General features: G+C 73.6%; 15 protein-coding genes. 8 read left to right on the forward strand and 7 right to left on the reverse strand.

Translation table 11 applies throughout. The annotated features are described in order from the left end of the window. Nucleotides 1–101: 101 nt before the first annotated feature. Together FB554_RS02380 and FB554_RS02385 are read right to left on the reverse strand one after the other, a co-directional pair. Nucleotides 102–902, reverse strand: a complete 801-nt coding sequence (locus FB554_RS02380) for an enoyl-CoA hydratase/isomerase family protein (RefSeq protein WP_142004468.1) — start codon at nucleotides 900–902, stop codon at nucleotides 102–104. Beyond that, nucleotides 899–1,684 carry a PaaX family transcriptional regulator gene (locus FB554_RS02385; protein ID WP_142004469.1) on the reverse strand — a complete coding sequence of 262 codons (786 nt, stop codon included), beginning with the start codon at nucleotides 1,682–1,684 and terminating at the stop codon, nucleotides 899–901. The genes FB554_RS02380 and FB554_RS02385 overlap by 4 nt, the downstream gene beginning before the upstream one ends. A gap of 159 nt (nucleotides 1,685–1,843) precedes the next feature. On the opposite strand from FB554_RS02385, the gene FB554_RS02390 reads away from it, so the two are divergent. Both FB554_RS02390 and FB554_RS02395 read left to right on the forward strand, forming a co-directional pair. Continuing rightward, the gene (locus tag FB554_RS02390; RefSeq protein WP_142004470.1) at nucleotides 1,844–2,011 is read left to right on the forward strand and encodes a DUF3117 domain-containing protein; all 168 of its coding nucleotides are present in this window, start codon (nucleotides 1,844–1,846) and stop codon (nucleotides 2,009–2,011) included. Between the two features lie 151 nt (nucleotides 2,012–2,162). Then, on the forward strand, nucleotides 2,163–3,395 hold the full coding sequence (locus FB554_RS02395) for a glucose-1-phosphate adenylyltransferase family protein (protein WP_142004471.1): 1,233 nt from the start codon (nucleotides 2,163–2,165) through the stop codon (nucleotides 3,393–3,395). A 30-nt stretch (nucleotides 3,396–3,425) separates the two neighbouring features. Here FB554_RS02395 and FB554_RS02400 read toward each other — a convergent pair whose 3' ends face one another. Continuing rightward, on the reverse strand, nucleotides 3,426–4,061 hold the full coding sequence (locus tag FB554_RS02400; protein WP_142004472.1) for an O-methyltransferase: 636 nt from the start codon (nucleotides 4,059–4,061) through the stop codon (nucleotides 3,426–3,428). Between the two features lie 160 nt (nucleotides 4,062–4,221). Here FB554_RS02400 and sigE point away from each other — a divergent pair, with 160 nt between their 5' ends. The 4 genes from sigE to FB554_RS02420 are packed head-to-tail and all read left to right on the forward strand — an operon-like array spanning nucleotide 4,222 to nucleotide 7,457. Next, on the forward strand, nucleotides 4,222–4,863 hold the full coding sequence (sigE, locus tag FB554_RS02405) for an RNA polymerase sigma factor SigE (RefSeq protein WP_142004473.1): 642 nt from the start codon (nucleotides 4,222–4,224) through the stop codon (nucleotides 4,861–4,863). Further along, complete coding sequence (locus tag FB554_RS02410) at nucleotides 4,863–5,468, forward strand: anti-sigma factor (RefSeq protein WP_142004474.1); 606 nt, start codon at nucleotides 4,863–4,865, stop codon at nucleotides 5,466–5,468. The genes sigE and FB554_RS02410 overlap by 1 nt, the downstream gene beginning before the upstream one ends. 30 nt (nucleotides 5,469–5,498) lie before the next feature. After that, nucleotides 5,499–7,010, forward strand: coding sequence for a S1C family serine protease (locus FB554_RS02415; protein WP_142004475.1), 1,512 nt, complete (start codon nucleotides 5,499–5,501; stop codon nucleotides 7,008–7,010). Between the two features lie 48 nt (nucleotides 7,011–7,058). Next, nucleotides 7,059–7,457, forward strand: a complete 399-nt coding sequence (locus tag FB554_RS02420) for a twin-arginine translocase TatA/TatE family subunit (protein WP_142004476.1) — start codon at nucleotides 7,059–7,061, stop codon at nucleotides 7,455–7,457. Between the two features lie 199 nt (nucleotides 7,458–7,656). Here FB554_RS02420 and FB554_RS02425 read toward each other — a convergent pair whose 3' ends face one another. From FB554_RS02425 to FB554_RS17015, 4 genes are read right to left on the reverse strand one after another with little or no spacing between them, the layout of a single operon-like run. Further along, complete coding sequence (locus FB554_RS02425) at nucleotides 7,657–8,793, reverse strand: Mrp/NBP35 family ATP-binding protein (protein WP_142004477.1); 1,137 nt, start codon at nucleotides 8,791–8,793, stop codon at nucleotides 7,657–7,659. Nucleotides 8,794–8,834: 41 nt separating this feature from the next. Beyond that, on the reverse strand, nucleotides 8,835–9,458 hold the full coding sequence (locus FB554_RS02430) for a DUF1003 domain-containing protein (RefSeq protein ID WP_142004478.1): 624 nt from the start codon (nucleotides 9,456–9,458) through the stop codon (nucleotides 8,835–8,837). After that, nucleotides 9,451–10,770, reverse strand: coding sequence for a magnesium transporter MgtE N-terminal domain-containing protein (locus FB554_RS02435; RefSeq protein WP_142004479.1), 1,320 nt, complete (start codon nucleotides 10,768–10,770; stop codon nucleotides 9,451–9,453). The genes FB554_RS02430 and FB554_RS02435 overlap by 8 nt, the downstream gene beginning before the upstream one ends. Nucleotides 10,771–10,775: 5 nt before the next feature. Next, nucleotides 10,776–11,267, reverse strand: coding sequence for a hypothetical protein (locus FB554_RS17015; protein ID WP_170206723.1), 492 nt, complete (start codon nucleotides 11,265–11,267; stop codon nucleotides 10,776–10,778). 420 nt (nucleotides 11,268–11,687) lie between these two features. Between FB554_RS17015 and FB554_RS02440 the strand changes: the two genes are divergently transcribed. Next, nucleotides 11,688–12,446: a L,D-transpeptidase family protein gene (locus tag FB554_RS02440; RefSeq protein ID WP_142004480.1), complete on the forward strand. Its 759-nt coding sequence runs from the start codon at nucleotides 11,688–11,690 to the stop codon at nucleotides 12,444–12,446. 58 nt (nucleotides 12,447–12,504) lie between these two features. Continuing rightward, nucleotides 12,505–13,014: a YflT domain-containing protein gene (locus FB554_RS02445; RefSeq protein ID WP_142004481.1), complete on the forward strand. Its 510-nt coding sequence runs from the start codon at nucleotides 12,505–12,507 to the stop codon at nucleotides 13,012–13,014. Nucleotides 13,015–13,053: the final 39 nt, after the last annotated feature.

Here is a 13,053-nt window from a genome sequence, read left to right on the forward strand (position 1 = left end):
AGGCGGTGGACCGCGGGGGCGTGCCGAGGCGCACGGTCGGGCGGTGGACCGCCGAGGGGTGCGGCTGGGCGCACGGTCAGGCGGTGGACCGCCGAGACGGGTCAGCGCCCGTGGAAGGTCGGCTTCTCCTTGGCGAGGAAGGCCTCCACGGCGTCGCGGTGGTCCTGGGTCGCGCCGGTGCGGGCCATCAGCTCGCCCTCGTTCTCCAGCGACTCCGCCAGGTCGTGGCTGGCGGCGAAGCCGACGGCGCGCCGCACCGAGCCGTACGCGATCGTCGGGCCCGCCGCGAGCCGTCCCGCGAGCTCGGCGGTCGCCGCCGGCAGCTCCTCGGCCGGGACCACCCGGGTCGCGAGGCCGAGCCGGTCGGCCTCGTCGGCGCAGATCGTGCCGCCGAGCAGCAGCAGCTCCTTGGCCTTGGCGACGCCGACCAGCCGCGGCAGCGTCCACGACGACCCGGTGTCGCAGGACAGCGCGATGCCGGTGAAGGCCAGGTTGAAGCTCGCGGTGTCGGCCAGCAGCCGGAAGTCCGCGGCGAACGCCAGCGACGCGCCCGCGCCCGCGGCCACCCCGTTGAGCGCCGCGACCACCGGCTTGTCCATCGTCGCGAGCAGCGTGACGATCGGGTTGTAGTGCTCGCGCACGGTGACGCCCAGCTCGCCGGAGCCGTCGCGCAGCCCGGCCACGTGCTCCTTCAGGTCCTGCCCGACGCAGAACGCCCGGCCGGTGCCGGTCAGCACCACCACCCGCGCCTCCGGGTCCTGCGCCACCGACCGCAGGGTCGCGAGCAGCGCGTCCTTGGTCGCGTTGTCGAGGCTGTTCATCGCCTCCGGGCGGTTCAGCCGCACGGTGGCCACCCCGCCCTCGAGCTCGAGCACGACGGGGCCCTGCGTGGACTCGCTCATGACACTCCTTGCTGGTCGAGGCAGGCGTCGACGTACGCCGACGCCCGGGGGAGCAGCGCGCTGCTCAGTCGGTCGAAGCAGGCGGCCGCACGGTCGCCGGCCCAGTCTGCGGGAAGCACCGCGTCGGGCAGCCCCGGGTCGCGGAAGAGGAACTTGCGCCACTCGTGCACGAGCTCGGTGCGCCGGGCGTACGCCGTGCGCTCGTCGAGCCCGTCGACGTCGGGCACGAGCGTGCCCGCCCACCGCACGAACCCGTCGTACGCCCTCGTCAGCTCGGCGAGGTCCCACAGCTCGGCCGCGAGCGCGCGTCCGTCGCCGTCGAGCTCGGCCGAGAACGCGTGCACCGGCACCTCGCCGACGGCGCTGTCGAGCTCGGGGGAGGGGCGCGGCGCGATCCAGGTGTCGGCCGACATCCGGGCGTAGCCGAGGTAGGTCAGCGAGTCGGCGACCCGCGCCCGGTGGCTGCGGTCGGCGATCCGCTCGGCCAGTACGACCAGGTGCCAGCGGCCGTCCCAGCCGGGTGCGCTGCTGCGATAGATGCGCTCCCACGCGGCCGACAGGCGCCGCTCGGCCCGCGGGGTCATCGCGTAACCGCGGGTGCCGTCGTGCTCGTGCGCCTCGAGCCACCCCTCGCGGCTGAGCCGGGAGACGGCGGTGCGCACCGCCTCGGGCCGCACGTCGACGGCGCCGAGCAGCCGCACCACGGAGGCGATCGGCGCCCATCCACCCCGGCGGGCGAGGTGATCGCCGTACAGATCGAAGACGGCGGCCCGGGCGTGCATGAGCACAGTTTGCCGCAGCGGGCTCCTGTGAGATTTCCCCCAGGGCGCTCGGGCAGGGGATAATGCCTGCAGCAGCAGAGCGCTCGTGACGGCTGACCGAGGCAGGACGACCGCGTGACTTCGGCGCTCGGATGAGTCGCGCGACAGAAAGGGAGACCCATGGCGGCGATGAAGCCCAGGACCGGTGACGGCCCGCTCGAGGTGACCAAGGAGGGCCGCAGCATCCTGCTGCGCATGCCCCTGGAGGGCGGTGGCCGGTTGGTCGTCGAGATGAACGCCGAAGAGGCGAAGGCGCTCGAAGACGCCATCAAGGGCTGCATCGGCTGAGCCAGCCCCGTCGTCGACGGCCCCGATCCGCACGCCGGGTCGGGGCCGTCGTACGTCCGGCCCCAGCGGGCGGGGGAGGCGCCGCACCCGCACGGGCGGACGGGCGTACCTTCCCCCTGACAGACCCGCGGGCATCGGGTTTCATGACGCCATGGCTCGATCACGACACCTCGCCGTTGTCCAGGCCGGCGGTCAGGGTTCGCGCATGGGAGTGCTCACCGAGGAGCGCGCCAAGCCCGCCCTGCCGTTCGCCGGCTCCTACCAGCTCATCGACTTCCCGCTGTCGAACCTGCACCACAGCGGGATCGACTGGGTGTGGCTGTGCCTGCAGTACCAGGCCGACACCCTGCACGACGTCGTCGCCAACGGGCGACCGTGGGACCTCGACAAGACCCGCGGCGGCCTGCGCCTGGTCTTCCCCCGCCAGACCAGCGGTGACGGGGACGACCTCGACGAGGGCTTCGCCACCGGCAACGCCGACCAGCTCTACCGCATCCGTGAGGCCCTGGCCGAGTCCGACGCCGACGTCGTGCTCGTGATGAGCGCCGACCACGTCTACGAGATGGACTACACCGACGCCATCCGCACCCACGAGGAGGCGGGCGCGGAGTGCACGGTGGTGACCACCACGACCTCGATCGAGGAGGCGGCCAGCCACGCCACCGTCGAGTCCGCCGCCGACGGCACGGTCACCCTGTTCGAGTACAAGCCGGAGAACCCCACGACCGGCACCATCGCCACCGAGGTGTTCGTCTACGACCGCGAGCTGCTGGTGCAGGGGCTCGAGGAGCTCGCCGACCAGCTGGCTGACGAGGCCGAGGAGGGCGACAGCGGTCTCGGCGACTTCGGCGAGCACCTGCTGCCCTGGTTCGTCGACCGCGGCAAGACCGTGGTGCACGCGCTCGAGGGCTACTGGATGGACGTCGGCCGGCCGGAGACGTACCTCCAGGCGCACCGCGACATGATCGAGGGCAAGGTCGACGCGTTCGACGCGGACTGGCCGATCCTCACCCAGCAGCCGCAGCGCGAGCCGGCCCGGTTCGACAAGGGCTCGGTGGTCGAGGACTCCTTCGTCAGCCCCGGCGCGGTCGTCGCCGGCACCGTCAAGCGCAGCGTGCTCGGCCCGGGCGTGCGGGTCGAGAAGGGCGCCACGGTCACCGACTCGGTGATCTTCAGCGACACCGTCGTGCGCGCCAAGGCGCAGGTGAGCTGGTCGATCGTCGACGAGGACGTGACCATCGGCAAGGGCGCGGTGGTCGGCGGGCGGCCGCGCAAGCGCCCGGTGCCCAGCGAGTCGATCACGATGATCGGCACTGGCGCCCGGGTTCGTGGCGGCGGCACCGTGAAGATGGGCGAGCAGGTCGCCCCGCGCGGGCGCCGCTGACCGGGCGGCCGGGCCGGCCGCCGTCCTGCCTCAGCCGCGCAGGACGGCGGTCAACAACCCGTCGCCGACCGGCAGCAGCGTCGTGACCAGGCGCTCGTCGTCACGCAGCTGCTTGCCGAGGTCGCGCAGCACCACGGTGGTCTCGTCGCGCACCGCCGGGTCGCCGACCCGGTCGTGCCACAGCATGTTGTCCAGCACGAGCGTGCCGCCGGGGCGCAGCAGCCGCAGCGCCTGCTCGACGTAGGCGGGGTACTCCGGCTTGTGCCCGTCGACCAGCACGAGGTCGTACGCCCGGTCGGCCAGGCGCGGCAGCACGGCGAGCGCGCTGCCGACGATGGTGCGGGTGCGCTGCGGGGGATAGCCGGCGGCGGCGTACGCCTGCTTGGCCGCGCGCTGGTGCTCCGGCTCGATGTCGATGGTGGTGAGCACCCCGTCGCGGGGCATCCCGCGCAGCAGCCACAGACCCGAGGAGCCGGCGCCGCTGCCGATCTCGACAACCGCGCGCGCGGCCGTCGCCGCGGCCAGCACGCTGAGCGCCGCACCCACCGCGGGGGCCACCGGGGTCGCGCCGAGCTCGTCGCCCCGCCGCCGGGCCGCCTCGATGGCCTCGGGCTCGGTGGGGAACTCCTCGGCGTAGGCCCACGTTGTGGGTCGCATGGTGCTCATGGTCCCGACTGTAGTGGCGCGCCGCCGGCCGGCCGCAGCCGCGCGCGGTCGGACCCCGCATGCTGCGTGGCCAGCCGGTGCACAGCAGACGTCCAGGTTCACGCCCGAGAATGGGGGCATCGGCGGTGCCGGGGCATCGCCGCAGAAAGGTGAACCGACCATGAGCACCGACTCGACGATCCTGCGCGGCCGTCCGCGCACCGAGGTGCCCGACGAGGCGCCCCCCGGCTGGGAGCCGCCCAGCTGGGAAGAGATCGTCACCGAGCACTCCGCCCGCGTCTACCGCCTGGCCTACCGGCTGACCGGCAACGTGCACGACGCCGAGGACCTCACCCACGACGTGTTCGTGCGGGTGTTCCGCTCGCTGCACTCCTACCGGCCCGGCACGTTCGAGGGCTGGCTGCACCGGATCACCACCAACGTCTTCCTCGACAAGATGCGTCGCAAGCAGCGCATCCGCTTCGACGCGCTCGCCGACGACGCCGCCGCCCGGCTGCCCAGCCGCGAGGTCGGCCCCGAGCAGCAGCTCACCGACGCGCAGTTCGACGACGACGTGCAGCGCGCGCTCGACGCCCTGCCGCCCGACTTCCGCGCGGCCGTCGTGCTCTGCGACATCGAGGGGCTGTCCTACGACGAGATCGCCGCGACCCTCGGCATCAAGCTCGGCACCGTGCGCTCGCGCATCCACCGCGGCCGCGCCCAGTTGCGCGACGCGCTGGCCCACCGCGACCCGGCCGTGCGCGCCGCCGCGCGGGTCGAGACCCCGACCGCGCCGCTGTCCCCGGTGGTGGCCGGCACCTGATGACCTCGGCGCCCCGGATGCTGCGACGCGACCCTTCCGAGGGTCGCCATCTGGGCGACCTCGTGCACGACTACGTCACCGACGCCCTGCCGGGCGACCAGGCGCACCGCGCCGACCAGCACCTGCTCGTGTGCGGCATGTGCCGGGCCGCCGTCGACCAGGAGCGCCGGCTCATCGCGAGCCTGCAGGCGTTCCCCGCCCCGGGGCGGCACCAGGACCTCGTGAGCGGCCTGCTCGGCCTGGCCCAGGAGCTGCCGGCCCCGCCCCCGCCGCCGGCGCGCCCCACCGGCCGGCCCTGCCCGAGCATCGTCTCCACCGGGGCGCCCGCGCAGTACCAGTCGGCCCGCCACTCCCTGGCCGCGGCGCTGGTCGCCGTGGTCGGCTGCGCCGGAGCCGCAGCCGTCGTGGCCACCGTCCCGGCGCGCACCGCCCAGCCGGGCCGGGCCCCCGCGACCCCGATCACCTCGGTCCAGCTGCGCGGGCTGCCCACGACCGGCAGCGGCGTCGGACCGGTCGCCGCGAACCGCGCCGAGGAGGACGCCCGGGCGGCCACCGGTGGCGCCACCGTGCGCCTGCAGACCGGTGCCGTCATCCGGGTTCCGTGACGCCCCGCCCCCTGCGGCACAATCCCAGTCATGACCGACGACCGATCCGGCAGCACGCCTGCCTCCGGCCGGCGCCCTGACGGCACTGCGCCGGACACCCCCGCCGGGTCGGCCGACCCCACCCCGCCCCCGTCAAGCACGCCGCCGCCGACCACGCAGCCGATCGACCTCGACAGCACCGGTGCCATCGGCCGCGCCCCGGCGCCCGCCCAGCAGCCGGACGGGTCCGCACCCCAGGCGCCCCGCTGGTCCACCCGGCCCAGCCAGGGAGCCGCGCCGCTGCCCGGCGCTCGCCGACCGGGCGGACCCGGCGGACCCGGCGACGGGCGTACGTCCGGCGCGCCTGGCCCGGTCCCGCCCGGTGCCACCGGCGCAGCTGCGGCACCGGCCTCCTCGGGAGTCCCGGCCACCGCCGCGACCCCCGTCTCGGCGGCCGCGCCACCCGCTGCACCGCCGCGTCGGGGCCGGGGCGGCCTGGTCGCGGGAGCCGTCGCCCTCGCGCTGCTCGCCGGCGGCGCGGGCGGCCTCGCGGGCGCCGCGCTGAGCGACCGGCAGCAGGAGAGCGCCGCGCAGTCCGGCCAGGTCACCGACCCCGACGTGTCCCAGGTGGCGCAGTCGGTGCTGCCCGGCGTCGTGACGCTGCGGGTGGGGGAGAGCGCGAGCTCCGGCGGCGTCGGCGGCAGCGAACGCTCCGGCACCGGCTCGGGCTTCGTGATCCGTCAGGACGGCTACATCCTCACCAACAACCACGTCGCGACGGCGGCCGGCGAGAACGGCAAGATCACCGTGGTCTTCGCCGACGGGGAGCAGGTGCCCGCGACCCTGGTCGGGCGCGACGCGTCCTACGACCTGGCCGTCGTCAAGGTCGACAAGACCGGCCTGCCGACGCTGCTGTTCGGCAGCTCCGACCGGGTCAAGGTCGGCAACCCGGTGATCGCGGTCGGCGCGCCGCTGGGCCTCGACAGCACCGTCACCACCGGCATCGTGTCCGCGCTGAACCGGCCGGTCGTGGCCGGGCAGAGCCAGGACCAGCGCTCGTACATCAACGCGGTGCAGACCGACGCCGCGATCAACCCCGGCAACTCCGGCGGCCCGCTGGTCGACGAGCGCGGTCAGGTCGTCGGGATCAACACCGCCATCGCGCGGGTGCCCGGCTCCAGCTCGGGCAGCGGCGGCAACATCGGCCTCGGCTTCGCCATCCCCGCAGACACCGCCAAGCGCACCGCCGACCAGCTCATCAAGTCGGGCAAGGCCGAGCACCCCGCGATCGGGGCGCTGCTTGACCAGAGCTACACCGGCGAGGGGGCGCGGATCACCGGCTCCGGCTCGACCCCGGCCGTCACCCCCGGCGGGCCCGCCGACAAGGCCGGGCTCAAGGACGGGGACGTCGTGCTGAGCATCGACGGGCGCAAGGTCACCAGCGCCGACATGCTCATCGTCACGATCCGGTCCAAGGCCGTCGGGGACCGGGTGCGGCTGTTGGTACGGTCCGGGGGCAGCGAACGCACGGTCGAGATGGTGCTCACCGCGGGCGCGAGCTGAGCAGGCACCCAGTGACCACGACCAGACGCGCGAGGAGGGGCTGAGCAGGTGGAGCTGTTCGGGATCAACACGACCGAGTTCCTGATCGTGCTCGTCCTCGCCATGCTGGTCATCGGGCCCGACAAGCTGCCCGAGTACGTCCAGAAGCTGCGCGAGGGCATCACCAAGGCCCGCGAGATGGCCGACGGAGCACGCTCGCAGCTGAAGGACCAGATGGGTCCGGAGTTCGAGGACATCAACTGGCGGCAGTACGACCCGCGGCAGTACGACCCCCGCGCCATCGTGCGCCAGGCGCTGTTCGACGAGCCCCGGCCCGAAGACCCCGCCGCGGCGCAGACGATGCCGGACCGCACCCCCGACCACGTGCCCGAGACCCCCGCGCAGCCGGACTACCTGACCCGGTTCGACCCCGACCGCGCCACCCCCTGGGACATCGACGCGACCTAGGGAGCCGTTGGCCTCCCGGAGCGCCCTGGGGCCCGCGCGGCGAACCGGTCGTTGCCGACTCGCTGTTCCGCGGTCCCCGCCAGCGCGCCTTTACTCTGGGGCGGCTCGTGCGCCGGCCGACGGGTCTCCTGGCGCACTACCTGCCCCAGAGTAAAGCCGCTGACGCGGCACCCCGGGGGCGAGGCCGCTGCCCAGGGGCTCAGCGCCCGGCGGGCGTGAGGCCGAGGGAGCGGCCGGCGAGGCCGCGGGAGCGGGAGCTCAGCGAGCGGGCGATGCCGCGCAGGGCCGTGCCGGCGGCGCTGTCGGGGTCGCTGAGCACGACCGGGGTGCCGTTGTCGCCGCCCTCGCGCAGGCGGGTGTCGAGCGGCACCTGGCCGAGCAGCGGCACCTGCGCGCCGACGCTGCGGGTGAGCGACTCGGCGACGGTGCGGCCGCCGCCGCTGCCGAACAGCTCCTGACGGGAGCCGTCGGGCAGCTCCAGCCACGACATGTTCTCCACGACGCCGACGATCCGCTGCTTGGTCTGCAGCGCGATCGCGCCGGCCCGCTCGGCCACCTCGGCGGCAGCCTGCTGCGGGGTGGTGACGACCAGGATCTCGGCGCCCGGGATGAGCTGGGCGACGGAGATCGCGATGTCACCCGTGCCGGGCGGCAGGTCGAGCAGCAGCACGTCCAGGTCGCCCCAGAAGACGTCGGCGAGGAACTGCTGCAGCGCGCGGTGCAGCATCGGGCCGCGCCAGACGACCGGCTGGTTGCCGGGCACGAACATGCCGATCGAGATGACCTTCACCTCGTGGCTGATCGGCGGCAGGATCATGTCGTCGACCTGCGTCGGGCGGTGCTCCACGCCGAGCATGCGGGGCACCGAGAAGCCGTAGATGTCGGCGTCGACCACGCCGACCTTGAGGCCCTCCTGGGCCAGGGCGGCCGCGAGGTTGACCGTGACCGACGACTTGCCGACGCCGCCCTTGCCGGAGGCGACGGCGTAGACCCGGGTCAGCGACCCGGGCTTGGCGAAGGGCACCTCGCGCTCGGCCTGGCCGCCGCGCAGCTGCTCCTTGAGGGAGGCGCGCTGGTCGTCGCTCATGACCCCGAGCTGTACGTCGACGCCGGTGACGCCCTCGACGCCCGAGACGGCGGTGGTGACCCGTTCGGTCAGGGTCGCCTTGAGCGGGCAGCCGGCGATGGTGAGCAGCACGGTGACCCGCACCTGCCCGGCGTCGCTGATCTGCACGTCGTCGACCATGCCGAGCTCGGTGATGGGGCGACGGATCTCGGGGTCGTCGACGGTCGCGAGCGCGGCCTGAACGGCGTCCTGGGTGGGGATGGCGGACATATCACCATCGTAGGTCGAGCCCGGTGCGGCTCGACCAGCGGTCAGCCCTGGCGCGACTGCTGGGCGTCGGCGGCCTTGTCCGGCTCCTGCGGACGCAGCGTCCCGCGCTCCTCCAGCTCCTCCAGCAGCGAGCGCAGCTCGGAGCGCACGAAGTCGCGGGTCGCGGTGTCGCGCAGCGCCAGGCGCAGCGAGGCCACCTCGCGGGTGAGGAACTCGGTGTCGGCGAGGGCCCGCTCGTCGCGGGCCCGGTCCTGCTCGAGCCCGACCCGGTCGCGGTCGTCCTGCCGGTTCTGCGCGAGCAGGATCAGCGGGGCGGCGTAGGACGCCTGGAGCGACAGCAGCAGGGTGAGCAGGGTGTAGTTCAGCGCGCGCGGGTCGAACTGCGCCGACTCGGGCATGAACGTGTTCCAGCCGAGCCACAGGACCACGAAGATGGTCATCCCCATGAGGAACGTGGCGGTCCCCATGAACCGGGCGAATCGCTCGCTCCACACGCCGAAGCGCTCGTTGTCCCAGGGCACCCGGGGCAGCAGACGACCGCGCCGCTCCAGCGGCTGGTCGAGCCGCTGCTGCGGACGCTCGCGCCGGGCCAGTCGCTTGGCGCGCTGCCCCTCGCGCGTCTCGCGGTCGCGGCCGCGCTCGTCGGACGTGCCGCGCTCAGCCACGGCGACCTCCGATCGTGGTGGGGCGCGGCTGCTCGCCGCTGTGCAGCTCGTGACGGCGCTCGCGCCAGTCGTCGGGCAGCACGTGGTCGAGCACGTCGTCGACCGTGACGACACCGACGAGGCGGCCAGCGTCGTCGCACACGGGCATGGCGACCAGGTTGTAGGTCGCGAACGTGCGGGTCACCGCGGCCAGCGGCAGCGAGGGGTCGATGGGCTCCACCGAGCTGTCGACGACCTGGCCGACCGCGCTGTGCGGCGGCTCGCGCAGCAGCCGCTGCGTGTGCACCATCCCGATGTAGCGGCCGGTCGGCGTCTCGTGCGGTGGCCGGGTGACGAACACCGCCGACGCCAGCGCCGGCGCGAGCTCCTCGCGGCGCACCATCGCCAGCGCCTCGGCGATGGTGGCGTCGGGGCCGAGCAGCACCGGCTCGGTGGTCATCAGACCACCGGCGGTGTTCTCGTCGTACGTCAGCAGGCGCCGCAGGTCGGCCGCGTCGTCGGGCTCCATCCGCTGCAGCAGCGCCTCGGCCTGCTCGGGCGGCAGGTCGGCGAGCAGGTCGGCGGCGTCGTCGGGCTCCATGGCCTCGAGCACGTCGGCGGCCCGGTCGGTCGCGAGGCCGGCGATGATCTCGACCTGGTCGTCCTCGGGCAGCTCCTCGAGCACGTCGGCGAGCTTGTTGTCGTCGAGCGCCGCCGCGACCTCGGCGCGACGCTCCGGCTCCAGGTCGTGGATGACCTCGGCCAGGTCGGCGACGCGCAGGTCGTCGTAGGTCTCCAGCAGCCGCTCGGCGCTCTGCGCCTTCGAGCGCTCCTGCAGCCCGCTGACCTCGTCGACCGGCACCAGCGCCGTGGCGCCGGAGCGGCGTCGGGTCAGCCGGGACAGCGCCTGGCTCGCCGACGAGGAGGCGCTGGGGCGCCGGACGAACACCTTGACGAGCATCCAGTCGCGCCGGGCGTTCTGCTCGAACGCGACGTCCTCGACGATCGCGTCGTAGTCGCCCTCGGGGCTGGCGACCCGAACGGTGCGGTCGAGCAGGTTGGCGACCACCTGCTTCTCGCCGGTGCGCGCCTCGAAGCGGCGCATGTTGACCAGGCCGGTGGTGATCACCGCGCCCGCGTCGATCGCGGTGACGCGGGTCATCGGCACGAACACCCGCCGGCGGCCGTGCACCTCGATGACCAGCCCGATGGCGCGCACGCGCTGCGGGCTGCTGAAGGTGACGACGACGTCGCGGACGCGGCCCACCTGGTCACCGACGGGGTCGAAGACCGGCAGACCCGCCAGCCTGGAGACGAAGACCCGGGTGCTCATCGGGCTCAGGTTAGCGAGCGCCCTCGGGGTGGGGCGTGCCCGCCCGTGGTGTCGGCGACGGTCACGTCGGCACGCTCCAGGTCGGGTGCCAGGGCCAGCACGGTCACCCCGGTGTCGGCCCACCGCCGGGGCAGCTCGGCGGGCAGCACGTCGGCGTTGAGCCGCTCGGCGGCCAGCGCCGCGGCCGCCTCGGGCCACGCCGGATCGTCGACGGGCAGCACGCGCACGGCGCACGGCAGCACGGCGAGTCGAGCGCGAGAATCCTTGCCGCGCAGCACGATCGACGCTTCGTCGCCGAGGAACGGCAGCGGCTGCTCGCCCGGTCCGGTCACGAGCAGGACCTGCTCGTCGTGGTAGGCGAACCACGCGGCGACGGCCTCGGCCGGGGTCGCGCCGACCCACAGCACGCTGCTCTTGCTGAGCGCCTCGTGGACGAGTCGGCCGACCGGCGGGGGCGTCTCGTCGGCGGGGGACTTCGGGCTCGGGGGCGTCGTCACGCGACCAACTCTAGGCAGTGCGCCGAGGGGTGATGGAGATCACGTCGTTCGATTGGAAACTTTTCGACGTCGAAACTATTGTACGTAGTGCAAGGTCACCGACGAGGTCAGGCGAAGGAGGGGGACCGTGAACACGACCATGTACACCCGCGGCGGACAGGCCATCGTCCGCGCCGCGGACGTCTACCGCACCGAGCGGATGCGCGACCGCGCCCGGCGCGTGCTGTGGCTCAGCCGGTGAGCTGACCACCACGAGACAAGCCCTCTGCCTTCTCGGCAGGGGGCTTCTTCGTGCTTCCCCGAGAGACCTCTCTCGGGAACTGGTGCAACCGGGCGGGACTGGCGTACGTCTTGTCCGTAGATGGGTCAGGGGGGCTCATCGCGCCGTCCCAGCGGCGAGACACGTGAAGGAACGGACAAATGAACAGCAACACTGTGATCGACCGGCGCATCGCGCTGCAGGGGGCGGCCGCCGCAGGGGCCCTGGGGGTCATCGGGCTGGCGAACGCCGGAGGGGCGAGCGCCGCGACAGCGGGGAGCGCCGCGGCCGCGCCGGCGCCCAGCATCCTGCCCGCCGCGACCTACCCGGTGCTGCGGGTGGGCTCGACCGGGACGGCCGTGCGCGACCTGCAGAGCAAGCTCTCCGGGGCGGGCTTCTGGCTCGGCTCCGTCGACGGCTCGTTCGGGAGCCTGACCCAGCAGGCCGTGTACGCCATCCAGAAGTACCACCGGCTCAGCCGCGACGGCGTGTGCGGGCCCATCACCTGGGGCAAGGTCAACCTGCGGCGACGCCCGGTCGCGCGCAGCACGTCCTACTCCCACATCGAGATCGAGAAGAGCCGCCAGCTGTGCTACGTCGTGAGCGGCGGCCGGGTGCAGTTCTGCTTCAACACCAGCACCGGCTCCAACAAGCCGTTCTACGCCTGGGGCAAGTGGTACAACGGCCAGACGCCGAGCGGCACGTTCAAGTGCTACCGCTACGTGCCGGGCTGGTACAACAACGCCCTCGGCGCGCTGTACCGCCCGGTCTTCTTCAACGGCGGCATCGCGCTGCACGGCTCGACGAGCATCCCGCCCTACCCCGCCTCGCACGGCTGCTGCCGGCTGTCGACCCGGGCGCAGGACCTCATCCTGGGCCGCGGCGACCTCGGCATCGGCCGCACGGTGGTCGTCTACTGAGCCCGATGTTCACCGGGGGGAGTGGCCCGCCGCACCCGCGGTGGGCCACACTCTCGGGATGAGCACACCAGGCATGACGCCGCGCGCCGGCCAGCAGCTGCTGACCCTCCAGTACCCCATGTCGCTCGGGGTCTTCGACGACTACGCCGGAGCCCAGCGAGCCGTCGACCACCTGTCCGACAAGGACTTCCCGGTCGAGAACTGCATGATCGTGGGCACCGAGCTCAAGCAGGTCGAGCGGGTCACCGGGCGCCTCACCTGGGGGCGCATCCTGCTCGGCGGCGCCCTCAGCGGTGTCTGGCTGGGTGCGTTCGTCGGCCTGATCTTCTCGCTGTTCGGCACGAGCGAGAGCGTGCTGTCGATCCTCGCGTCGACGATGCTGTTCGGTCTGCTCTTCGGTGTCGCCTGGGCCGCCGCCGGCTATGCCGTCACCCGCGGCCGCCGCGACTTCACCTCGGTCACCCAGGTCGTGGCGACCAAGTACGAGGTGCTCGTCGAGCACAAGTTCGCCGAGCGGGCGCGCGAGCTGCTCGCGCAGATCGACGGCGGCCCGTCGCTGACCGGCTGAACCGGGTCAGGGCCGGCCGATCACGACCGGCCGGCCCAG

Source organism: Barrientosiimonas humi (assembly GCF_006716095.1).
GTDB lineage: Bacteria > Actinomycetota > Actinomycetes > Actinomycetales > Dermatophilaceae > Barrientosiimonas > Barrientosiimonas humi.